General features: G+C 56.1%; 21 protein-coding genes. 10 read left to right on the forward strand and 11 right to left on the reverse strand.

The features are described from left to right. Positions 1-6 precede the first annotated feature (6 nt). The 3 genes from N2K86_RS11550 to N2K86_RS11560 form a co-directional block, all read right to left on the reverse strand. Positions 7-1,128, reverse strand: a complete 1,122-nt coding sequence (locus N2K86_RS11550; RefSeq protein ID WP_260658689.1) for an amidohydrolase — start codon at positions 1,126-1,128, stop codon at positions 7-9. Continuing rightward, the gene (locus N2K86_RS11555) at positions 1,125-2,126 is read right to left on the reverse strand and encodes an LLM class flavin-dependent oxidoreductase (RefSeq protein ID WP_260658690.1); all 1,002 of its coding nucleotides are present in this window, start codon (positions 2,124-2,126) and stop codon (positions 1,125-1,127) included. Before N2K86_RS11555 ends, N2K86_RS11550 begins: the two co-directional genes overlap by 4 nt. 110 nt (positions 2,127-2,236) lie before the next feature. Further along, positions 2,237-2,776, reverse strand: coding sequence for an adenylate kinase (locus N2K86_RS11560; RefSeq protein ID WP_260658691.1), 540 nt, complete (start codon positions 2,774-2,776; stop codon positions 2,237-2,239). A 417-nt stretch (positions 2,777-3,193) separates the two neighbouring features. Here N2K86_RS11560 and ansP point away from each other — a divergent pair, with 417 nt between their 5' ends. Beyond that, positions 3,194-4,690: an L-asparagine permease gene (gene ansP, locus N2K86_RS11565; protein ID WP_260658692.1), complete on the forward strand. Its 1,497-nt coding sequence runs from the start codon at positions 3,194-3,196 to the stop codon at positions 4,688-4,690. A gap of 91 nt (positions 4,691-4,781) precedes the next feature. Here the strand turns inward: ansP and yncE are convergent, their stop codons facing one another. Beyond that, a complete protein-coding gene (gene yncE, locus N2K86_RS11570) occupies positions 4,782-5,843 on the reverse strand; it encodes a 7-bladed beta-propeller protein YncE (protein ID WP_260658693.1) in 1,062 nt (353 codons plus the stop codon). Positions 5,844-6,085: 242 nt separating this feature from the next. Between yncE and pqqU the strand changes: the two genes are divergently transcribed. Then, complete coding sequence (pqqU, locus tag N2K86_RS11575) at positions 6,086-8,200, forward strand: TonB-dependent receptor PqqU (protein WP_260658694.1); 2,115 nt, start codon at positions 6,086-6,088, stop codon at positions 8,198-8,200. A 120-nt stretch (positions 8,201-8,320) separates the two neighbouring features. On the opposite strand, the gene N2K86_RS11580 is transcribed toward pqqU, so the two are convergent. The 3 genes from N2K86_RS11580 to N2K86_RS11590 form a co-directional block, all read right to left on the reverse strand. Beyond that, positions 8,321-8,989, reverse strand: coding sequence for a GntR family transcriptional regulator (locus tag N2K86_RS11580; protein WP_260658695.1), 669 nt, complete (start codon positions 8,987-8,989; stop codon positions 8,321-8,323). Positions 8,990-9,242: 253 nt separating this feature from the next. Continuing rightward, positions 9,243-10,283 (reverse strand): NADP-dependent oxidoreductase, encoded by a 1,041-nt coding sequence (locus tag N2K86_RS11585; protein ID WP_260658696.1) that lies wholly within the window; start codon positions 10,281-10,283, stop codon positions 9,243-9,245. A gap of 66 nt (positions 10,284-10,349) precedes the next feature. Further along, positions 10,350-10,925 (reverse strand): helix-turn-helix domain-containing protein, encoded by a 576-nt coding sequence (locus tag N2K86_RS11590; protein ID WP_260658697.1) that lies wholly within the window; start codon positions 10,923-10,925, stop codon positions 10,350-10,352. A 151-nt stretch (positions 10,926-11,076) separates the two neighbouring features. Between N2K86_RS11590 and N2K86_RS11595 the strand changes: the two genes are divergently transcribed. Beyond that, a complete protein-coding gene (locus N2K86_RS11595) occupies positions 11,077-11,595 on the forward strand; it encodes a GNAT family N-acetyltransferase (RefSeq protein ID WP_260658698.1) in 519 nt (172 codons plus the stop codon). After that, positions 11,592-12,041: a DMT family transporter gene (locus N2K86_RS11600; protein WP_260658699.1), complete on the forward strand. Its 450-nt coding sequence runs from the start codon at positions 11,592-11,594 to the stop codon at positions 12,039-12,041. Before N2K86_RS11595 ends, N2K86_RS11600 begins: the two co-directional genes overlap by 4 nt. Before the next feature lie 3 nt (positions 12,042-12,044). On the opposite strand, the gene N2K86_RS11605 is transcribed toward N2K86_RS11600, so the two are convergent. Both N2K86_RS11605 and N2K86_RS11610 read right to left on the reverse strand, forming a co-directional pair. Next, on the reverse strand, positions 12,045-12,278 hold the full coding sequence (locus N2K86_RS11605) for a YdcY family protein (RefSeq protein ID WP_010431507.1): 234 nt from the start codon (positions 12,276-12,278) through the stop codon (positions 12,045-12,047). Between the two features lie 95 nt (positions 12,279-12,373). After that, positions 12,374-13,972, reverse strand: coding sequence for an ABC transporter substrate-binding protein (locus N2K86_RS11610; protein ID WP_260658700.1), 1,599 nt, complete (start codon positions 13,970-13,972; stop codon positions 12,374-12,376). A 281-nt stretch (positions 13,973-14,253) separates the two neighbouring features. Here N2K86_RS11610 and N2K86_RS11615 point away from each other — a divergent pair, with 281 nt between their 5' ends. Genes N2K86_RS11615 through N2K86_RS11625 form a run of 3 tightly spaced genes read left to right on the forward strand, consistent with a single transcriptional unit; the run spans position 14,254 to position 20,745 of the window. Beyond that, entirely contained in the window at positions 14,254-15,588 is a 1,335-nt protein-coding gene (locus N2K86_RS11615) for an SrfA family protein (protein ID WP_260658701.1), read from the forward strand. Between the two features lie 4 nt (positions 15,589-15,592). Then, positions 15,593-18,574 carry a virulence factor SrfB gene (locus tag N2K86_RS11620; RefSeq protein ID WP_260658702.1) on the forward strand — a complete coding sequence of 994 codons (2,982 nt, stop codon included), beginning with the start codon at positions 15,593-15,595 and terminating at the stop codon, positions 18,572-18,574. Beyond that, a complete protein-coding gene (locus N2K86_RS11625; RefSeq protein ID WP_260658703.1) occupies positions 18,571-20,745 on the forward strand; it encodes a virulence factor SrfC family protein in 2,175 nt (724 codons plus the stop codon). The genes N2K86_RS11620 and N2K86_RS11625 overlap by 4 nt, the downstream gene beginning before the upstream one ends. Positions 20,746-20,865: 120 nt before the next feature. Here N2K86_RS11625 and N2K86_RS11630 read toward each other — a convergent pair whose 3' ends face one another. Both N2K86_RS11630 and N2K86_RS11635 read right to left on the reverse strand, forming a co-directional pair. Next, positions 20,866-21,621 (reverse strand): alpha/beta fold hydrolase, encoded by a 756-nt coding sequence (locus N2K86_RS11630; protein WP_260658704.1) that lies wholly within the window; start codon positions 21,619-21,621, stop codon positions 20,866-20,868. Positions 21,622-21,707: 86 nt separating this feature from the next. After that, positions 21,708-21,881, reverse strand: coding sequence for a GhoT/OrtT family toxin (locus N2K86_RS11635; protein WP_003856960.1), 174 nt, complete (start codon positions 21,879-21,881; stop codon positions 21,708-21,710). A gap of 244 nt (positions 21,882-22,125) precedes the next feature. Here N2K86_RS11635 and N2K86_RS11640 point away from each other — a divergent pair, with 244 nt between their 5' ends. From N2K86_RS11640 to N2K86_RS11650, 3 genes are read left to right on the forward strand one after another with little or no spacing between them, the layout of a single operon-like run. Continuing rightward, positions 22,126-22,452: a DUF1971 domain-containing protein gene (locus N2K86_RS11640; RefSeq protein WP_260658705.1), complete on the forward strand. Its 327-nt coding sequence runs from the start codon at positions 22,126-22,128 to the stop codon at positions 22,450-22,452. 27 nt (positions 22,453-22,479) lie between these two features. Then, complete coding sequence (locus N2K86_RS11645; RefSeq protein WP_028013302.1) at positions 22,480-22,833, forward strand: DUF1971 domain-containing protein; 354 nt, start codon at positions 22,480-22,482, stop codon at positions 22,831-22,833. A gap of 4 nt (positions 22,834-22,837) precedes the next feature. Then, the gene (locus N2K86_RS11650; protein WP_003856955.1) at positions 22,838-23,020 is read left to right on the forward strand and encodes a DUF1869 domain-containing protein; all 183 of its coding nucleotides are present in this window, start codon (positions 22,838-22,840) and stop codon (positions 23,018-23,020) included. Positions 23,021-23,024: the final 4 nt, after the last annotated feature.

A 23,024-nucleotide genomic window follows, 5' to 3' on the forward strand; every position in this document is an offset into this window, starting at 1 on the left:
AATAAATTAAACGTGTTGCAGGGCTTTTTCCGCAAGCTGTGCAAAATAGCGGGCAGCGGGTTCAATTAAGGCTTCATCCGGATTAAAGGACGGGTGGTGTAAACCAAACGGACTGTTGCTGCCAATGCTGACAAACGCGCCTGGAATAGACTGTAGATAGACCGCAAAATCCTCCCCGCCCATATGCAGCTCCGCGTGCTGGGTTTCGTACCCTGACTCTCTGGCAACAGAGGTGGCGAAATCCGCCCAGCGTTCGTCGTTCACCAGTGCGGTCGGTCCGGCATACCAGGTGATGTCAATCTGCGCGCTGAAAGCGCTGGCAAACCCGGCGGCGATTTCCCCGACGCGGGCCTTCACGTTTTGCTGCACTTCCGTGCGATGGGTGCGCAGCGTGCCTTCCAGTTCCACGCTTTCCGGCAGGACGTTCCAGGTGTTGCCTCCGGCGATACGCGTTACGCTCAACACCACTGAATCCAGCGTGTTGACGTTGCGGCTGGCGACGCTTTGCAGCGCCGTCACCAGCTGGCTCGCCAGCACAATGGCGTCGTTGCCTTCATGTGGACGTGCGGCGTGCGCACCCTTGCCGGTAATGCGGATCACGAAGCGGTCAACGTTGGCATAAAACGGCCCGCCGCGAGTGGCAAACTCGCCTACCGGCAGCCCCGGCTCGTTATGCATACCGAAGATGGCGCTAACGTCACGCAGGGCGCCGGCTCGCACCATGCTTTTTGCGCCGCCAAAGTTCTCTTCCGCAGGCTGGAACAGGATCCGCACCCGCCCGTCGAGCGACGCTTCGCGCTCTTTCAGCTTCAGCGCCGCGCCGAGGATCACGCTGGTGTGGATGTCGTGTCCGCAGGCATGCATCACCCCCGCACGCTGCGAGCTAAACGATACGCCGCTGCGCTCCTCTATCGGCAACGCATCAATGTCTGCGCGCAGCGCAATCAGCTTATTACCCGTCCCGATTTCCGCCACCAGCCCGGTTGTCAGGTCATACGGCAGCGGCGTAATGCCAGCATTCGTCAGCCACTGACGCAGGCGTGCAGTCGTTTCGACCTCCTGACCGGAGAGTTCCGGGTTCTGGTGCAGCTCACGACGCCAGGCAATCAGTTGTTCGCCAAAACTCATACGGTGACCTCCTTGTTGAGACGCGCCTCGGCCAGCAGACGCAGCGACGCGACGCGCGTTGCCCCCTCCGCGACCGGCGTGTCGATGATAAATTCGTCAATGCCCCACTGCTCGTGCAGGGCGTTCAGTTGTTCAAGCACCGACTCAGCGGTGCCCGCCAGAAGGGACTGCGCCCGACGGGCAATACGCACCGGCTCGCTGCCTGCCTGACGTGCAAAGGCATAGGCCTGTTCTTCGCTGGCGACACTCACGCGCTGACCGTTTGCCAGCTCAACGCCCCATACTTCAACCTTCTGCGCCAGCGCGTCGGCCTGCTCCTGCGACTCCGCCACAATAGCCTGCACTGCAACAATCACATCGCGGGTGCTGTTCTGACGCCAGGTTGACACCACCTCTCGCAGCAGTTCCGGATCGCCGTTCAGGTGGGCGGCAAAGACAAAGTGCCAGTCAAGGGATGCGGCGAGTAGCGCGCTTTCGGTACTGGCTCCCAGCAGAAAACCCTGCGCAGGCACCGGCGGCAGCGGCGTGGCGCGAACGGCCTCCTCCTCCGACTGATTTTCAGGGCGGATCCAGCCGTCCAGCTGCGTCAGCTGTTCGGTAAAGCTGCCTTTTTCATGAGGATGTAGTCCGAGCTGCAATGCGCGGGTAGAGAGCGGGAGACCGCCGGGGGCTTTCCCGACGCCCAGATCCACGCGGCCCGGTGCCAGCGCGGCCAGTAGATTAAAGTTTTCCGCGACCTTATAGGGGCTGTAGTGCTGAAGCATGACGCCGCCCGACCCCACACGGATGCGCTTTGTTTGCCCGAGGATCCAGGCAATCAGCAGTTCCGGCGAGGGGCTGGCGAGCTGAGGGGTGTTGTGGTGTTCGGCAATCCAGAAGCGGTGATAACCCAGAGTTTCCGCCTGCTGCGCCAGTGTTAAGGTACGTGCCAGCGCATCGGCGGCGGTTTCGTGTTCTGCGACGGGGCTTTTATCCAGAATGCTGATTCGCCAGGACATGTTGCGTTCTCGTTTGACTTAACATGTCGTCATTATTAAAGGCGCGATTAACCTCTGAGAAACAATTAATTTACATTTAGTTTGCCGGAAATCAGATATGTAAAACCCTGCTAGCGGTGTGATTTTAGGGATGAAATCAGCGCCTCCGCCTCCTGCTGTCGGGTGATACGGACAAAGTGAATGTGGGCATATCGCGGGTTTTGCATATCGGCTTGGTAACGTTTGCGATTGCTGCGCCAGGTTTTGAGGGTCCATATGATGATGGACTCCCGGCTAAAAAACGAGCGGCGGAAGCTTTCACGGTTTCCGGTGCCGGGCCACAACTCCTGCTGGTGCCATGCGCGTTTAAACGCGCGCGTCACCGCCTGCCGGAGCGTGCGGAGGAACCCGCAGTCCACCCACACCACCAGATCTACCTCGCGCCACTTCACGGGACGAGTGCGGTTATAATTGCCGTCAAGCACCCAGCCGGGTGTGGCGGCCAGGGTATTCGCCAGTGTCTCAAGCAGGACGTCGTCAGGCGTGCCCTGCCAGTCGGGCCGCCAGTACAGCCTGTCCATTTCAATATACGGAAGTACCAGCTCCCTGGCGATGCGCCGGGCAAGCGTGCTTTTTCCACTCCCGCTGGTACCGATAATATTTATTTTCACCGTTCCGCCCGGACATGCTGAAGAAAACGGATCGCATCATATCGTTTTAGTTTTGTTAATGAAACGGCAGTGACGTGCTGCTGCCCGAATCTCTACCCCTCAGTAATTATTAAGCAAATCTGATGATTAAAGCACAACGTTAACGCGTGTTTTGACTAAAAAATCACCGCGATTCAGCGCGTTGTGATCCCCGTCTGCTCTGACCACACGATTTCCTTCGACAGGCATCACTTTCGGCACGGTTATATTTTGCGTCGCTTATCAATTGCGGGTAGGATGCCTCGCCATGTTTCGCCTTATCCATACACAGAATGACTGGAAAGGCGGCATGTGTTTGCGCAGAAGCAATCGTTTGTATTGCGTTCTGCCAGGCAGGACTATCACGATAATGGTTCAGACAGGCAAACAGGTAACTCAATGAAAACAAGCAATAAAAGCGCAGCCGATCATCACGCTGCTAAACGTCGCTGGTTGAACTCCCATGAAGAGGGCTATCACAAAGCGATGGGCAACCGTCAGGTTCAAATGATCGCCATCGGCGGCGCTATCGGTACAGGTCTGTTTTTAGGTGCTGGCGCACGTCTGCAAATGGCGGGCCCCGCACTTGCACTGGTCTATCTGGTGTGCGGGATCTTCTCCTTCTTCATCCTTCGTGCCCTGGGCGAACTGGTACTGCACCGCCCGTCCAGCGGCAGTTTTGTCTCCTACGCTCGCGAGTTCCTCGGTGAAAAAGCCGCCTACGTGGCAGGCTGGATGTACTTCGTTAACTGGGCGATGACCGGTATCGTCGACATTACCGCCGTTGCGCTGTACATGCACTACTGGGGCGCGTTCGGCGATGTTCCGCAGTGGGTCTTTGCGCTTGGCGCGCTGGCCATTGTCGGCACCATGAACATGATCGGCGTGAAGTGGTTCGCCGAGATGGAGTTCTGGTTTGCGCTGGTAAAAGTGCTGGCCATCGTGGTGTTCCTGGTAGTCGGTACGGTGTTCCTCGGCAGCGGTAAGCCGCTGGACGGCAATGCCACCGGCTTCCACCTGATAACCGATAACGGCGGCTTCTTCCCGCACGGCTTGCTGCCTGCGCTGGTGCTGGTTCAGGGCGTGGTGTTTGCTTTTGCTTCCATTGAGCTCGTCGGTACCGCGGCGGGTGAATGTAAAGATCCGCAGACGATGGTGCCAAAAGCCATCAACAGCGTGATCTGGCGTATCGGCCTGTTCTACGTCGGCTCCGTGGTGCTGCTGGTTCTGCTGCTGCCGTGGAACGCTTATCAGGCCGGTCAGAGTCCGTTCGTAACCTTCTTCTCTAAGCTGGGCGTCCCTTATGTGGGCAGCATCATGAACATCGTGGTACTGACCGCGGCGCTCTCCAGCCTGAACTCTGGCCTGTATTCCACTGGCCGTATTCTGCGCTCCATGTCGATGGGCGGTTCCGCGCCGAAGTTCATGTCTAAGATGAGCAAGCAGCAGGTTCCCTATGCGGGGATTCTGGCGACGCTGGTGGTTTACGTCTTTGGCGTGTTCCTGAACTATCTGGTGCCGTCCCGGGTATTTGAGATCGTGCTGAACGTCGCTGCACTGGGGATTATCGCCTCCTGGGCCTTTATTGTGGTCTGCCAGATGCGTCTGCGCAAAGCGATCAAAGAAGGCAAAGCGGCTGATGTGAGCTTCAAGATGCCGGGCGCACCGGTGACCTCCTGGCTCACCCTGCTGTTCCTGTTCAGCGTGCTGGTGCTGATGGCGTTTGACTACCCGAACGGTACTTACACCATCGCGACAATTCCGCTGCTGGCAGTACTGCTGATTGCTGGCTGGTTCGGCGTGCGTAAGCGCGTTCACGAGATCCACAGCACCGCGCCGGTTCATCACGACGATGAACACCACGACGCGCCGCTGGTAGAAGAAACCTCGCGTTAATAAAAAAGCCGGGTGGCGGCTTCGCCTTACCCGGCCTACATTTCAGGGTTTTGTAGGCCCGGTAAGCGCAGCGCCACCGGGCTATCCCATACTAGAGCGCAATACGAATCACGTCGTCAGGCTGGGTTGCTTCCTGCTGACGGGTCGACTTCTGTTTCACCGTCACATATAGCGTCTTACCATCGGCAGAGAGTGCCAGGCTGTTCGGGTAGACCGGCGTATCGAACGTTTTGGTCACCTTGTAGGTTTTCGCGTCAATCACGCTCACCTTGCCCGCTTCGCGGTGCGTCACGTAGGCTTCATTGCGCGCTGGGTTAAACAGGACGGCCAGTGATTCAGGCGCGGCGATCTTCTCCATTACGCTGCCGTCTTTCAGGCTAACCACCAGCACTTCAGGCTGTTTTGAATCGGTCAGGAACGCACGCTGACCGGCGGTGTCCAGGCTCAGGTTCAGGTAGAAATGTTCTTTACCGTCGTCCTGCACTTTTTTACGGCTGATGATTTTGTTGGTGGCCGTGTCAATCGACAACAGTTCGCCGTCCGCATTCGTGGTGTAGAGACGTTTCGCCTGCGCATCCAGCGCCAGACCCGTGCTGAAGGTACCGGTGTTGGCGATGGTGTCCTTCAGCTTCAGGGTTGCGCCGTCCACGACCCAAATCACGCTCTCTTTACCTACCCCGGTGATGTAAACGGTGTTGCTCGCGTCATCCGCCACCAGCTGGCGCGGCTGCAACGGTTTGACCGTCTCGCTGCGTTTACGATCGTCGAGCACCAGACGCCCTTTCACGTCCCCCGTTTTGGCATCAATGGCCGTCACCGCACCGTTGATGGTGTTACCCAACCACAGCGTCTGGGTAGCGTTATCGAAGGTTGCCCCGAACGGTTTGAGATCGCTATGGATCGCTTGCGTCACGTCCAGCGTGACCGGGTCAAGGCGATAAACGACGCCGCCTTTATCGGTCTTACGGCTTTGTGATGTCGCCACCCACAGCGCGTTCTCCTGCTGGCTCAACGCCATCTCATAAGCCCCTTTGCCGACCGCTTTACGCAGCATCTCTTCTGCAGCATGAACCTGGAACGTACCGGCGAACAATAACGAGCCTAACAGCAGAGAACCGCGCAGGCGCGGCGAGCACAGATGACGTAAAGACATAACAATTCCTTTTTTGAAAAATAAGTGTACTGCTGACATCGCTTCCAACAGGCAGCGTCATCGCGCCGCCTTTATGATAATGAGAATACTAATCATTAATTATCAAAATGTGGAGTTTTTCTTCCCTTCTCTCCTTTCATTAACGCAATGTGCGGTTATAGTTTTCAAAACATTTACAAAAGATTTAACATGTATGCACATGTTCCATTTGGTTCGTTCCTTCTCCTTAACTGGTTTACTTCATGAAAATCATTACTGCCCGTAAGGCAACTCTCCCGCTGCTGCTGGTTCCTGTTATCCTGGCGCCCCTTGAGGCGATAGGCGCGGACGAGCAGACCATGATCGTCAGCGCCACGCCGCAGACCGTCTCTGAACTGGATACGCCCGCGGCGGTCAGCGTAGTTAACGGCGACGATATGCGTCAGGCAGCGCCACGGATTAACCTGTCTGAATCTCTCGGCAGCGTGCCGGGGCTGCAAATTCAGAATCGCCAGAACTATGCGCAGGATCTGCAGATTTCAATGCGTGGCTTTGGCGCCCGCTCTACCTTCGGCGTGCGCGGTATTCGGATGTACGTGGACGGTATTCCCGCCACCATGCCGGACGGACAGGGCCAGACCTCGAACATCGATCTCACCAGCGTGGAGAGCGTGGAAGTGCTGCGCGGCCCCTTCTCCGCCCTTTACGGCAACGCCTCTGGTGGCGTCATTAACATTAATACGCAGACCGGCCAGCAGCCGCCTACCATTGAGGCCAGCAGCTATTACGGCAGTTACGGCACCTGGCGCTACGGCATGAAAGCCACCGGCGCGATGGGCGACGGTACGCATGCGGGCGATGTGGATTACACCGTTTCGACCACCCGCTTCACCACCCATGGCTATCGCGACCACAGCGGCGCGCGTAAGAATCTCGCCAACGCGAAGCTGGGCGTGCGTATTGATGACGTAAGCAAGCTGACGCTGATTTTCAACAGCGTGGACATGAAAGCCAACGACCCGGGCGGTCTTGACTATCAGGAATGGCGTGACAACCCGCGTCAGTCACCGCGCGGCGACCAGTACAACACCCGCAAAACCATCAAGCAGACCCAGGCCGGGCTGCGCTATGACCGTCAGCTGAGCGAGCAGGACGATCTCAGCGTGATGATGTACGCCGGTGAGCGTGAAATGACGCAGTATCAATCTATTCCGTATCAACCGCAGTTAAGACCAACCCATTCCGGCGGCGTGATTGATATGCAGCGTCACTATCAGGGCGTCGATACCCGCTGGACGCACCGGGGCGAGCTTCTGGTTCCGGTCACCTTTACCACCGGGCTGAACTACGAAAATCTGAGTGAAGATCGTCGCGGGTACGAGAACTTTGTCATGAACAACGGCGTGCCGGATTACGGTGTAAAAGGCGATAAGCGTCGTGACGAACGTAACCTGATGTGGAACCTTGACCCTTACCTGCAAACCAGCTGGCAGTTAACGCAAAAACTCTCTGTCGATGCGGGTGTGCGTTACAGCTCCGTCTGGTTTGATTCCAACGACCACTACGTTACGTCCGCCAACGGCGATGACAGCGGCGAGGCGAGCTACCATAAATGGCTCCCGGCGGGCTCGGTGAAATACGCCGTGACCGACGCGTGGAATCTCTATGCCGCGGCAGGACGTGGATTTGAAACCCCGACCATCAATGAACTCTCCTATCGTCCTGATAACCAGGGTGGGCTGAACATTGGCCTGAAGCCGTCCACCAACAATACCTATGAAGTGGGCAGCAAAACCCGTATCGGCAATGGCCTGCTGACGGCAGCGCTGTTCCGCACCGATACGGATGACGAGATTGTGGTGGATTCCAGCTCTGGAGGCCGAACCAGCTATAAAAATGCCGGTAAAACCCGTCGTCAGGGGGTGGAAGTTTCCCTCGACCAGCAGTTTGCGGAAAACTGGAAGCTGAAAATGGCGTGGACATACCTTGATGCCACCTACCGTACCAACGTATGCGGTGATGATAGCTGCAACGGCAACCGTATGCCGGGTATCGCCCGTAATATGGGCTTCGCATCGTTTGGCTGGCAGCCGGAAGAAGGCTGGTACGCAGGGACAGACGTGCGCTACATGAGCGACATTATGGCCGACGACGAAAACACGGCCAAAGCGCCGTCTTATACGCTTGTCGGACTCAATACCGGGTATAAATTCAACTACGGTAACTGGGGAATGGATCTCTTTGGCCGCGTCGATAACCTGTTCGATAAAGAGTACGCGGGCTCAGTGATTGTCAACGAGTCCAACGGGCGTTATTACGAACCTGCTCCGGGCCGCAACTACGGCGTAGGACTGTCGGTCTCTTATCGCTTCGAGTAAGGATACGCGACACCCTTCTTCTCTTTTTATATTTTAACTCCTGTTGGCTAAATGCCAGCAGGAGTTATTCATCAAAAGAATAAATGGATGCGGTAAATAGTCGCGCGCTTAAATAATCTCTCAGTTGAAATATTGTCGCTGTAGCAGAACGTTTGCTTCATCAATCAGCTTATCTATTGCTTTCTTACTCCCTTCAACATCCCTTCTTTCCAGGGCAGAAAGTAAATCTGCGTAATGATAGGTTGAAGCCCTGATATCATTCAGCTCACGGTGGAGATAGTTAATACAGGGACCAATACGCACCCACAGCTGCTCGATGAGCGCGCTGAGCGTCGGCATCTCCGCGTACTGATACAGCGTAAAGCGGAACACACGGTTTGCGTACAACGCCTGCTGTACATTGCCGTTGGACATGGCGTCATGAAAGGCCTCAGACAGCTTGTGCAGCGTTTCCAGCTTGCTCTCCGTCATGTGCTGACAGGCAGCCGCTACCGCCATTGGCTCAAGCTGTTTTCTGATGGCGTTTATTTCGTTATAGCGATCTAACGTTACCTCAGGCACCAGAAATGCCTGCGCAGGCGTGGCGTGCAGCGCCCCGGCCGACACCAGACGTAAAAGCGCCTCGCGAACCGGGGTGATACTGGTGCCTAATTTATCGGCAATCTCTTTCGTAATCAGACGAGCGCCAGGTTTAAGTGAGCCTGTAATTAACGCCCCTTTTAAACTGATCTCAACTTGCATGGTTAGACTGACTCTGTGCGCTTTTTCTAAATGATCCAAATCAAGCATGTTCAATTCCTGTAGCTAATACTTAACGCTATTTATAAGCGTCGCTTTTTATAACGACGCTGGTTTGATATATCCTGTATCGTCATGCCTGGTGATGGGAAGTGCGTATAAACGCAAAAAAAAATACCTACATTCTGTTTTTATCGCGCTCTGGCCATCTATGCTGATGGCGCTGGCGCGGTGCCGATATAATTAAAGACAATATATCGTATCTTCACAAATAAATATGGCGGGAAACCCGCCATATTGTCGTTTATTTATTGTCCGCCGCGACGCGAATCACGACTTTGCCGAAGTTTTTGCCTTCAAGCAGCCCAATCAACGCCTCGGGGGCGTTTTCGAGACCCTCAGTCACCTGTTCGCGATAATGGATTTTACCTTCCTGTACCCAACGCCCCATCTCGTCCTGGAACTCTTTAATACGGTGTCCGTAGTCCTGGCCGATGATGAACCCCTGCATGCGAATGCGTTTCTTCAGTAGCGTTGCCATCAACAGCGGCAAACGATCCGGGCCGTCCGGCAGACGGGTTGCATTGTAGCCACTGACCAGCCCACATACCGGCACGCGCGCGGCGGTATTCAGTAGCGGCAGTACAGCATCAAAGACTTTCCCGCCAACGTTTTCATAATAAACATCAATTCCCTTCGGGCAGGCAGTTGCCAGCTGCGCGTCAAAATCCGCTGCATGGTGATCCAGGCACTGGTCAAATCCCAGTACCTCGACAGCATGACGGCATTTTTCAGCACCCCCCGCGACACCAATAACCCGGCAGCCTTTAATCTTGCCAATTTGCCCGACCGTTGCACCAACCGGCCCGGTCGCCGCAGCCACCACCAGCGTTTCACCGGCTTTTGGCTGACCGATATCCAGCAGGCCCATATAGGCGGTAAAGCCCGGCATCCCGAGTACGCCAAGCGCCCATGAAGGGTGCGAAGGGTTTTCCCCCAGCTTGACCAGGCCGCTGCCGTCCGAGAGTTCATACTCCTGCCAGCCGCTATAGCCCAGCACCCATTCACCCGGTTTGAAATCCGGGTGGTTCGACTGCTCAACACGGCTCACTGTACCGCCCACCATTACCGCACCAATCTCAACGGGCGGAGAATAGGAAGGCGCATCGCTCATGCGGCCGCGCATATACGGATCCAGCGAGAGCCACACCGTGCGTAATAGCACCTGTCCCTCTGTCAGAGCGGGCAGCGGCTGTTCTTCTAAACGGAAGTTACTCGCCACAGGCGCGCCGTGTGGGCGAGAAGCCAAAAGCCAACGACGGTTTCGCGTGGAAGATTGACTCATAAATCACTCCTTTCTCGTGCAAATGTCTCTAGAGACTAGTCCCTTATCTGGCATGACGCTTTGACATTACGAGCCAGACTGATTGAGGCGGACAACCAGATAAATGCAGGCTTCGTCAGTTTCATTAATAAACCGACAGTCATTGGGCGGCCCCAGCTCGAGACAATCTCCGGCCTTCATTTCATGCCGGGTATCCCCTTCCTGAAACACCAGCTCGCCAGACTGCAGCCAGATCAGCTGACGTGCCAGCGCGTAAGACGATGCGGGCATCGGCACATCGCTGCCGGGGGGAAGTTCCACCTGCACGAGATCGATGGGCAAATCGGTACGCGGCGACACATGACGACGCACGTAATGCGTTTGCGGATCGCGCCAGACCGGTTGATTAGCCAGGCGCAGGAGTTTGCCTTCCTGCATTTCAGCCCGCGCGATTAACGTGGACATGCTGATGCCAAAAGCACCCGATAACCGGGCGAGCAGCGTCGCCGTGGGGCTACTGTCCCCACGCTCTATCTTATGGATCATCGCGCGCGATACGCCGGCCCGGTCGGCCAGATCGCTCAGGGACCAGCCTCGCGACTCGCGTTCGATACGGATCCGCGCGCTGATCCGTTGATTCATATTGTCTGTCATAGTATTCATCACGTCATACTATAGTGTATGAACAGCATTTCAATGGCGGTTTTTATAACAAAAAAATAGGGTTTATACCGTAGCCGTAAGATGGCACTCTTGTATACTATCGTGACATTATCGTACCACTATAGTGAACAACTCAGCCTGAGGGGTAACCATGATCGTTCGTCATGCAAGTAAAGAAGATTGCGCCGCTATCGGTGAAATATACAACCACGCGGTTCTGCATACGGCCGCCATCTGGAACGATAAAACGGTGGATACCGATAACCGAATCGCATGGTTTGAAGCGCGCACGCTGGTGGGATATCCCGTGCTGGTCAGCGAAGACGATGGCGTGGTAACGGGATATGCCTCCTTCGGAGACTGGCGGGCGTTCGACGGTTTTCGCCACACCGTTGAGCACTCCGTCTACGTACATCCGGACCACCAGGGTAAAGGCATCGGGCGGTTGCTGATGAAGGCATTGATTATTGAAGCGCGAAACATTGGCAAACACGTCATGGTGGCGGGGATTGAAGCGCAAAATCATACCTCCATTCATCTTCATGAGACGCTGGGGTTTGTCACCACGGGACAGATGCCGCAGGTGGGGACCAAGTTTGGCCGCTGGCTGGATTTAACCTTCATGCAACTGCAGCTTGACGAGCGCAGCGAACCGGATGCACTCCCATGAATCAATCGCTCACGCTGGCGTTCCTGGTTGCCGCGGGCATTGGGCTGGTGGTGCAAAACACACTGATGGTGCGTATCACCCAAAGCTCTTCCACCATTCTCATCGCTATGCTGTTGAACTCGCTGGTTGGCATTGTGCTGTTTGTCAGCATTTTGTTGATTAAGCAGGGGTTCACCGGCTTTCATGAACTGACGTCAACGATTCGCTGGTGGACGTTGATCCCGGGCCTGCTGGGCTCGTTTTTTGTCTTTGCCAGCATTAGCGGGTATCAGAATGTGGGGGCGGCGACCACCATTGCGGTGCTGGTGGCAAGCCAGCTGATTGGCGGACTGGTACTGGACGTGTTGAGAAGCCACGGCATTCCGCTGCGCGCGCTGATCGGCCCGGTGTGCGGCGCGGTGATGCTGGTGGTGGGCGCCTGGCTGGTGGCCCGACGCCAGTTTTGAACGTTACAGTATGGTGCCGCCTTTAGTTAGCTGTTCCTCACGCGCATCCATCTCTTCTTTGTGCTGCTTACCGTGGTGTGAAATCGCGGTGCGCAGGCGCTGCTGCTGGGTATAGCGGTCTTCGCGGCTCAGCTCTGCATCATCGCTGAGTTCAATCAGCAGTTCGTTCATGTGGGTAATCACGCTTTCTTTGATGGCGGCATCCACACGGGCTGTTACGTCGTTTAAATGTGACATTGTCACTCCTTATTATTGCCGGTTGGCGGCTACGCCTTACCCGGCCTACTTTAGACCTGTAGGCCCGGTAAGCGCAGCGCCACCGGGCAACATTGTCAATTCAGCTTCGCTTTTGAGAAGTCGCTGCCCATCAGGCTCACACTGTAACCCGTCACGTTGCTTCGGGTCGCGTAGAAGGTTTTGCCGTTCGCCAGGGCGATCCACGGTGCCTGCTGGTAGAAAATCTCCTGCGCCTGGCCGTAGAGTTTCGCACGTTCGGCCGGGGTGCTGGTCAGCTTCGCTTTATTCACCAGAGCGTCATAATCCTTGTTGCACCAGCGTGCGGCGTTGGATCCGGTTTTGATGCTGTTACAGCCCAGCAGGACGTCGGCGAAGTTATCCGGGTCGCCGTTGTCGGACATCCAGCCAAACAGCGCGGAGTCGTGCTCGCCTTTACGCATGCCGGAGAGATACTCGCCCCACTCGTAAGAGACAATTTTCGCCTTCACGCCCACTTTCGCCCAGTCGGCCTGAATCATCTCAGCGATACGACGCGAGTTCGGGTTATAAGGACGCTGAACCGGCATTGACCACAGGGTCACTTCTGCGCCCTTCTCCAGTCCGGCCTGTTTCAGTAATGCTTTCGCTTTTTCAGGATCGTAGCTGTAATCCTTCAGATCTTTGTTGAAGCCCAGCATATTTGGCGGGATCGGCGATTTTGCCACCGTACCCGAGCCCATAAACACCGCGTTCACGATCGCTTTTTTGTCGGTCGCATAGTTCAACGCCTGGCGCACCAGCACGTTATCGAACGGTTTTTTCTCGGTGTTGAATGCCAGATAGCCGACGTTAAGCGCGTCGATCGAATGCAGCGTCAGGTCTTTGTTTTTCTTGATGACGTCAAACTGAACCGGCGACGGCGCAGGGATAATCTGGCATTCGTTGGTCTGCAGTTTCGCCAGACGGGTTTCTACGTTTGGCGTGATAGAGAAGATCAGGTGTTTGGTCGGGACCGCACCGTCCCAGTAGTTCGGGTTTGCGACGTAGCGGATAAGCGAGTCCACCTTATACTGCTGAAGCACGTAAGGGCCGGTGCCGATTGGCCACGTATCGACGTTCTCAGGCGTACCCTTTTTCAGCATCGCATCGGCATATTCGGCGGACAGGATAGAGGCAAAATCCATCCCCCAGTCGGCCAGAAACGCGGCGTTCGGTTCGCTTAGGGTAAACTGGACGTGGTAATCATCGACCTTTTTCACGTCCTGAATCAGCTTATCCAGCCCCACGTCGTTGAAGTATTCGTAATTGCCCTGCGACACGTTGTGATAGGGGTGCTTAGGGTCTTTCTGACGCAAGACCGAGAAAATAACGTCATCCGCGTTAAAATCACGGGTCGGCTTAAAGAATTTATTACTGTTAAACTTCACCCCTTTGCGCAGGGTAAAGGTGTAGGTTTTGCCGTCCGGCGAAATGGTCCAGGACTCCGCCAGCGACGGAACCGGGGTGTTTTTCACCGGGTCAAAATTGATCAGGCGGTTATACAGAACCTGAGAGCTGGCGACAAACGACGGGCCCGAGCTGGCGATTTGTGGGTTAAACGACTCGGGTGAAGCCTCGGAGCAGTAAATAAGGGTATCGGTGTTTGCCGCCCATGCGGCCCCTGCTGGTAAAAGCGTGCTCAACGCGAGAGCAAGCAGTGTTTTCCCTGTAGACATGGTTATAACCCTTTCAGTTTTATTATTGTGAACAGTAATAACAGCACAGCTGTTTTGACCTGACAAATAACGAAACACTATCAGGTTATTCTAAAGCAGAGTTTATTGCTGCTTTTCCAGCCAGGAAAAAAAGGCGATTTGCCTTAAGTGCCATTATTCGTCAAGCACAACCGTCGCGATCAATGCCGTAAGAAATCGGCCCTTTTGGCGTCTCCTCAGCCGTTTGTTTGCGTCCCGGTTTCGTTAAAGTAACGGTGTGAAGAAGTCTATGGGACCAAATCGTGGCAAAAACACTTTTACGCAGCGGTAATCTGGATGATTTTCAGGCCGTTGGCGGCGGCGGACAGGCCGTTTTTGAATCAGCGTTGCAAATCCGTGAAGCGCTTCGGCTGCGCAAACAGCAGGCTATTGTCGACTGCCTGGCCATTCCTCAGGTGAACGATGGCGGCGATCGCGTTGACTGGTATTCCCCCGTTGACGGAACGGTATCCAGTTGGAAAGCCGCAGAGGAGGATGAACGATACCGCGCCCTGCGCTACCTGGAGAACACTCTGGCCAGCGTGGAATCGTTGAGTAAAAAGTGTCTGCAATCACCGAAAACCGCGCAACAGCTGTTTGGTTCCCTGCTGTCTAAAACCTTCCAGTTCCCCGGCGAAAACTTCCTCTATCTGGTCGATGGTAAACCGGTGCTCTGCTTTTGGGGCTTTGTGAACCTTAACGAGAACGCCCGTGACGATGTGCTTGATTGCCTGAGGGAATCGCTGATCCCGGAACCTGCGCCCGTTGTCATTGACGATCCCGAGCCGGAGCCCGAGCCCACGCCGGTGATTACCTTTGAACAAGCCGATGAGCCGCTCGTTACGCCCGCGACCAACGTGCGCATCACCGAGGACGACCTGTACGAGCCAGAACCGCCTCGCGTAATTGTGCCACCTGTAACACAAGAACCGGTCCCCGAGATTGTGCCGAAAAAGCGCCGCGTCCCCCTGTGGTCATTGCCCGTCGCAGCGGTAATTGTTGCGGCAATAGCGACCCCATTACTCTGGCCAAAACAGGCCCCCTCTGCTGAACCTGTCGCCGTTCCGGCAGCACCTGTTGCCATTGCGCCAAAACCCATTAAACCGGTGGAACAGCTTGCCATGAACCTTCCTCTGCACCAGGCCGAAGTGCTGGAGCCGAAGGTACAAGCGCCTGTCGCAAAACCAGAGCCTGTCGTGATTGCCGCGATCCCGAAAGATGCCATGGTGATGGAGGCAAATCAGGTTAAAGCGGGCTCGACACGGTTCCTGAACGGGACCTGGCGCGCCCTTCTCGACGTGAAAGATCTGGTCACCGGCAAGCCGCCGTCACTGCGCTACCAAATACAGAATAATAAAGGCACTGCGCGCGTGGTTCACGGTGACAACATCGTTTGCCGCGTCGAGGTGTTTTCCGGGCTGCACAGCAACGGTGAGTTGCTGATTAAAACGCGCGGCAACGCCCGCTGCACGGACGGTTCACGCTATCCCATGCCTGAAGTCGCCTGCAAAGCAGGTACCAGCGATGTGGCGGAATGTAGCGCACGTTATGATGCCAACACCGTCGTTCCACTGACGTTCAAGAAAGCAGGTTCGTGATCCTATGCTGGTAACTCTTTGCGACTATAAACAGAGCGTCACGCTCATTGCTAACAGCGGCGTACAGTTCCTTGATTTTGGCCTGACCCCGCAGGATACCGCCAGCAATGGCCGTTTCGTGCGTAAAACGGCAAATGGCCCGCTGCTGCGTCTTGATTTCGACCTGGTGAACGGCCGTTATACGCTCCCGGCGAGCGGCGGCAGCCAGCCGGAGGTGGTGAAGCCGGAAAGCACCATTCCACTGCATCAGTCTCTGACGGTACTGGACGGCGTCTGGCTCCCGCTGCCGTTCCTGCGCTTTAATCCCCCGCGCACCTTCGTTGATGGCCCGGACAACTGGGCTCGCGTGCAGGTGCGTAAACTGGATACCCCGGATGCGGCAGGCAATACGCATCGCGTAACCCTCGCGCTCGACAGTCAGATTGCAGAACACGCCACTTCCGCGCTGTCTCCTGTCGAAAACGACATTCTGAACGGCACCCGTTTCGCCCTCGCCTGGCGCGATGAGGAAGTGGAAAACTTCCTCGATCAGACCTGGATTGACGGCTGGCTGCGCGAAGCCTTTACCCAGTTTGCGGACGGTGTTGAAAAACGCTCTGAACGCGAGCTGCACCAGGCAATGCGCAGCTTTGAATATCAGGCGCACTGGCTCAATCTCCTGTCGATGCTCGGCGAGCAGTTGACCGTGCCTGAAGTGAAATTTGTCACCCACACGCTCAGCACCCCTGCCATTCCGGTCGACCTGATCCTCGACGTGGGCAACACCCACACCTGCGGCGTCATTATTGAAGATCATGGTGATGCGAACGATGGGCTGCGCCAGACCGCCGAGCTGCAGGTTCGCTCGCTAAGCGAGCCGCAGTTCCTGAATGAGCCGCTCTTCACCAGCCGCCTGGAGTTCTCCGAAGCGCGTTTCGGCAAGCAGCACTTTTCCGTGGAAAGCGGCCGTGAAGATGCCTTCGTCTGGCCGTCAATCGTGCGCGTGGGAGACGAAGCGCGCAAACTGGCGATGCAGCGCCTGGGCACCGAAGGCAACAGCGGCATCTCCAGCCCGCGTCGCTACCTGTGGGACGAAACCCCGGTGGTTCAGGACTGGCGCTTCAGCCAGATGAACAGCAAAACCCAGCGTGAACCGCTCGCGACCGCGTTCCCGCTGATGAACCTGATGAACGATGACGGTGAGCCGCTCTTCACCCTGCCTCAGGATGAACGCCTGCCGGTATTTTCGCCGCAGTATAGCCGCAGCACGTTAATGACCCATATGCTCTGTGAACTGCTGGCACAGGCGCTGGGGCAGATCAACAGCGTTGCCACGCGCTTGCGCCTGGGCTTCCCGGCGTCGCCGCGTCAGCTACGCACGCTCATTCTTACCCTGCCCTCGGCCATGCCGAAACAGGAGCGTGAGATTTTCCGTCGTCGCATGTTTGAAGCCATTGCTATCGTCTGGAAAGCGATGGGCTGGCACCCGCAGGATGAAGATTTTGCCAGCCGCAAACAGCAGGAAAAAAGCGTGGTGCCGGTACCTGAAATTCAGATGGAATGGGACGAAGCCAGCTGCGGCCAGCTGGTCTGGCTATATAACGAAGCCATCTCCCATTTCGGCGGCCAGACGGAAGCGTTCTTCGCCTCCCTCGCCCGTCCGGATCGTGAGCCTGAACCGGGCGTTCAACCCGGGCGTTCGCTGCGCGTGGCCTCCATTGATATTGGCGGCGGTACGACCGATATGGCGATTACACACTATCAGCTAGACGACGGTTCCGGTAACAACGTCAAAATTACCCCGCAGCTGCTGTTCCGCGAAGGGTTTAAGGTAGCGGGAGACGACACGCTGCTGGACGTGATCCAGCGCTATGTGCTGCCTGCGCTGCAAACCCAGCTGCAGAAATCCGGGATTGCGGACGCTTCCCTGCTCATGGCGTCGCTGTTTGGCGATTCCGGACGCATTGACACGCAGGCCGTGCTGCGCCAGCAAACGGCGCTTCAGCTGTTTATGCCGGTTGGTCATGCAATCCTCGCCGCGTGGGAATCCAGCGATATTGACGATCCGCTGGCCGGGCTGCATGCCACCTTTGGCGATCTCCTTGTGCAAAAACCGACGCGCAACGTCCTGAACTATCTACAGCAGGCAATCGACCATGCGCTGCCCACGGGGTCAGAAGCGTTCGATCTCTTTGCCGTTCCGCTGCACGTTAATTTCCGCGAGATGCAGGATGCAATGCTGGCCGGACAGTTCACGCTGGCGTCCCCCCTTCATGCGGTGTGCGAGGCCATTTCCCATTACAGCTGCGATATTTTGCTGATCACGGGCCGCCCGGGCTGCCTTCCGGGTGTTCAGGCGCTCATTCGCCACCTGCAGCCGGTGCCGGTCAACCGCATCGTCTGGCTGGATAAGTATCAGGTGCATGAATGGTATCCGTTCAGCCAGCAGGGGCGTATCGGCAATCCGAAATCTACAGCCGCCGTCGGCGCCATGCTGTGCAGCCTGGCGCTGGATCTGCGCCTGCCGCGCTTTAACTTTAAGGCAGCCGACATTGGCGCATACTCGACAGTTCGCTACCTGGGCGTGCTGGATAACACCATCAATACCCTGCGTGAAGAGAACGTCTGGTACCAGGATATCGATCTCGATAAGCCGGGCGCGAAGCTGGATGCCCGGCTCCATTTCCCGCTGCGCGGGAACGTCACGCTCGGCTTCCGCCAGCTTGCAAACGCCCGCTGGCCAGCGACGCCGCTGTATACCCTGAGCATTAACTCTGCCGAACTGGCAAAAACCATTGCGGGTGACGGCGTGCTGAACGTGCGCCTGAAGCTGCGTGGCGGCAGCAAGCACGAAGGGCCTGAGTCCTTCGAGCTCAGCGACGCCTGGCTGCAGGACGGCACGCCGGTTCCCCCGGATGCACTGACCTTTAAACTGAATACCCTGGCCGATCGCCGACATAGCGGCAGCCACTACTGGATTGACAGCGGGAGCGTATACCTGAAATGACTGCGACGACTGCCACCACTCAGGCCTTAATCGGGTGGATTAACGACACGCGCCTGCACGCTCCCATGCTGGATAACGATGCTGATGCCCTGCTGTCACGGGTCACGTCCGCCCAGGCGCGTGAGCAGGCCATTGATCGTGCCCTCCTGAGCCAGAGCAGCATTGGGCTGTACGGCCATTCACAGGCGGCGAAATCGCATTTACTCACGTCACTGTGCGGCAGCGGTAACGGTCGGCTGAACGTTTCACCCGGCCAGCGCACGTTCGACTATTTTTCACATATCAATCCCGGCCATGCGGCAACGAATATGGCCATTCGCTTCACTCGCGAACAGCGGGATAGTGCCGATGAGGCGTTTCCGCTGCGTCTGCGACTGGTGACCGAAGCCGAACTGGTCCAGCTGTTTATTGCTCGCACCACCCTGCACCCGCAGATCCGCCCGGTGGATAAATCCGTGATTGAAACGAGGCTGGAGAAGTGGCGCGCCTTGCGTCAACCGCAGGGCGTTCCGGGGATCACCGCGCAGGAGGTGGGTGCAATCGCCCGTTTCTGGCAGAGCACCGTTCCCGGTGGGAAACAGCAGATGGACGATGCCCTGTGGCACCAGTTCGCGCAGCTGATCCCGTCGCTCGATCTCAGCACGCGCGCCAGCGTCTGGTCACTGCTGTGGGGAGAGCAACAGGAGTTAACCCAACAGTGGCTTAAGCTCGCCCACATTCTGCATCAAACCAGCCATGCCACGCTGCTTGCGGCCCCCCTTAGCCTGCTGGTGGATAATTTTGGTCTGCCGAGTGAAGGTTTCCTGACTTACGGGGCGTTGACCGCACCGGAGGCGCAGGAAGCGCTGCTGCACCCGATCAGCGAGGGTGACGTGCTAAATGCCATCAGCATTCCCGTTGATATCCTCGCCTTCCTTACCCGTGAGCTGGTGCTGCCGGTAGAGGGATGCGTAATTGATAATGTTGATATTATTGATATTCCTGCGCTGTCTGACGACGGAGCTCCGTTGATGACGCAGGCCAAATGCCTGTGGCTGCTGGAACATTATCGTCAGCAGCTTCAGCCCGATGTACTGGTCATTTGTAACGCCACCGCGCATCATCAGCAGACGGCCAAAACCGCGCGAACCCTTCAGAACTGGGTCAAAGAGACGCAGCCAGCGGAAGAAGCCGCTCTCCCGGGTCTCGTGTGGGCAATTACGCCGCACGACGCGCGTTTTACAACGAAACAGAATCTGGATGAAGCCGTCCAGCACCTGCTCGGCCAGCCGGGAATGCGCTGGGGTACGCTACAGGCGCTGGACAGCCACAGCATGCAGCGCATGATTGAGTGGCTTTCTCAGGCCACGCTGCCGTCTCAGCGTCACAAGCGGCTCCATAAGCTAAAAACACTTTTACAGCAGGATCTGGCGGCGCTCATGCACCCTTACCTTGCGCCCCTCACTCAGGATACAGGCGGAAGACGTTCTCAGGCCGAAAATATGGTGAGAATGCTGCAAAGTAGCGCCGCACGCCACGGTGAACTGCTTGAAGGACTCTTACCACCGCTCAAAGCCTTTGAAACACTGCTTGCAGTTCAGCAGCCGCGCGAGGAGCAGGTCAATGGGTTGTTCACCGACGTTATTGACCTGTTCGCGGAAAATACGCAGGAAAGCACTGGCACCGTTCAGACCAAAGATAAAGCACGCCTCGCGCACAAGGTGTGGATTAGCCATCTGCGTCAATGGAGCCGCAACGATGCCGCCGCCGCCCGGTTAGGCCTTGAATCGGCGGTTTTACAGCAGGTTGCCGATGTGCTCGTCGTCGCCAGTTACCGCCTGGATTTACCTCAGAAGCTGCAGCGGATCGTTGAGACGGATAAAAGCAGCGCTGCGCAACTGCATGCGGTGATGGGCAATTTCATTGGCTGGCTGGGCTACGACAGCATGCCGGTTTCCGAGCGTCCTGCAAGCCGCATCCGTAAAGGCCAGGCAATCTTTGTTACGCCCGTCCCGAGCAGTGCCACCCCACGTCTCGCGCGTCTGGGCGAGCAACCCGTCCATGCCGCAACGGCATATGTGTACGACTGGCTGGTTGCGCTTTATAGCCGCGCGATTGAAAACATCAGCTATCAGCACCCGCATGATGTTCAACCTGGCGCGCGTCAGGCCTTACACGCATTATTGCGCTGAACGCTGATTAACAATGTAGCCGCCTTTCTTGCCGGGTGGCGCTGCGCTTACCCGGCCTACATTATTCACCGTTGTAGGCCCGTGCAAGCGTAGCGCCGCCGGGCGAAACTTTTGCGCTCATCACTCCGTCATACACCCGGCTAACGCCTGCGCCAGTGCGGACGGGTTCTCCCAGGACATGGAATGCCCCGCAGCAGGGATGATTTTCACCTCGACGCCTTTCTGTGAGAGCGCATTAAAATCATCATCAGGCAGAGACAGCTCGCCGAAGATCAACGTAACCGGACAGGCAAGCGACAGGAATTGTGTTGCCCAGTCAGGTTCAACACCGTGCACGAGGCTCGACGCGCCCCGCCAGACGGCATAAGGGGCATTGCTTTTCAGGCAACCCGCCCACGCCGTCGTTTCCGCGCTCAGCATGGCGTCATAGCCCTGCGTCAGAAACTGTTGCTCGGTTTGTGCTGCAATTGACCGGCTGAACATCCCCCCACCCGCATGAAAATTGGGTTCTGAGACCATCAGTCCCTTCACTCGGCCCGCCAGCAGCCCCGCCGTTTCGATAGCAATGCTGCCGCCCATGCTGTGTCCGTATAACCAGAAGGCATCCAGTTTAAGATGATCAATCAGTTCCGCCACAACGTGTGCCTGGTCGGTAGTCTTATAGCTGTAGTGCTCAGGCTTATCGCTGTAGCCGCTGCCGGGCAAATCGATGAGAATTGCTCTACGCGCGCCAAACAGCGGGTCAAGAACGACACGGGGATATTCATAGGAAGAGGCGCAGCCCAGGCCGTGAATGAACACCACGGGATCGCCGGTGCCGGGCAAGTCATGCCAGCGCACGGTGCAACCGGCCTGCTGCGAGTAAAAACTGTTCATAAGCACTCCTTTTACGATGCACTGTGTATTTATACAGTTATCGTATCTGGAATGCCATATTCAACTTTTAAAAATGGAAGCGTGCTTCAGAAAAGCGAGATCAGCAGCGCAACGGGAAAGCTCATTGGCCACGTTGAACCCACCAGAAAAGCACTGAGCAGGCGGATACGTTTGCGGTCTTTGGAGAGGAACCAGGTAATTAATGCGCAGATGGAAGCCATGATTGCGTAAAAAACCAACATCTTTTGATACAACGTCATTCTGTATACCAGAGCCGAAAAAATAACCGCACGCAATATGCGTCATATGTTGATACAGATCAAGTTTTTTCATTACATAATAACCACTTAAATATTAAGGCTAATAACAACTGAGTATTTCGTATAACAAACAGGGAGCGCCCACCATTATCTTTATTGATAACATGCATGCTAAATGCACTTTTTGATAAATTCTCTGTTCAGGAAAGGCGTCTAATAAGGGAAAACATTGATGGGAGGTAATATGCTACGCATTCCGCAGAGTTGTATTCATACCCGCTCCACCCCTTTCTGGAATAAACAAACCGCACCCGCTGGCATCTTTCAGCGTCATCTCGATACGGGCACCCGTCCGGGCGTTTATCCTCGCCTGTCCGTTATGCAGGGTGCCGTCCTCTACCTGGGGTATGCTGATGAACAGGCCCCTGAGCCTGACAGTACCTTGCTTATCAAGGCTGGCCACTTCGGTGTTTTTCCCCCTGAGAAATGGCATCACATCGAGGTGATGAGCGACGACACGCTGTTCAATATTGAATTTTTCGTCGAACCAGAGGTGTTGAAGTCGCTTTAAGCGGCTTTTATTTACGAGGTAACCCATATGCTACGTATCCCTGAGAATTTTGTTCATACTCGCTCCACGCCTTTCTGGAACAAAGATACCGCTCCAAAAGCCCTCTTCACCCACCACAACACGAAAGCCAGCGTATATGGCCGTTTGTCCGTGATGCAGGGGGCGGTGCGCTATTTTGGCTTCCCAAACGCTGATGCGACAGAACCGGATCTAGAGTTGGTGATAGAAGCCGGATCGTTTGGCATCTCACCGCCGGAAAAATGGCACCGCATTGAGCTATTGACTGACGATACCTATTTCAACATCGACTTTTTTGCCGATCCTGACGTTACGCTTCAGGGCGCGGGTATCGGCAAAGTGGTCAATACACATAAGGAGTAACCGCGTGGGTAAGGCAACGTACACAGTGACCGTGACCAACAACAGTAACGGCGTCTCGGTTGATTATGAAACAGAGGCCCCGATGGAGTTGCTCATCCCCGACGTCGCCGCAGATGTGGTGAAAGATCTGGTGAATACCGTCCGCGCTTACGATACGGAAAATGAGCACGAGGTGTGTGGCTGGTAAATAA

It is taken from the genome of Enterobacter mori (assembly GCF_025244905.1).
Lineage (GTDB): Bacteria > Pseudomonadota > Gammaproteobacteria > Enterobacterales > Enterobacteriaceae > Enterobacter > Enterobacter mori_A.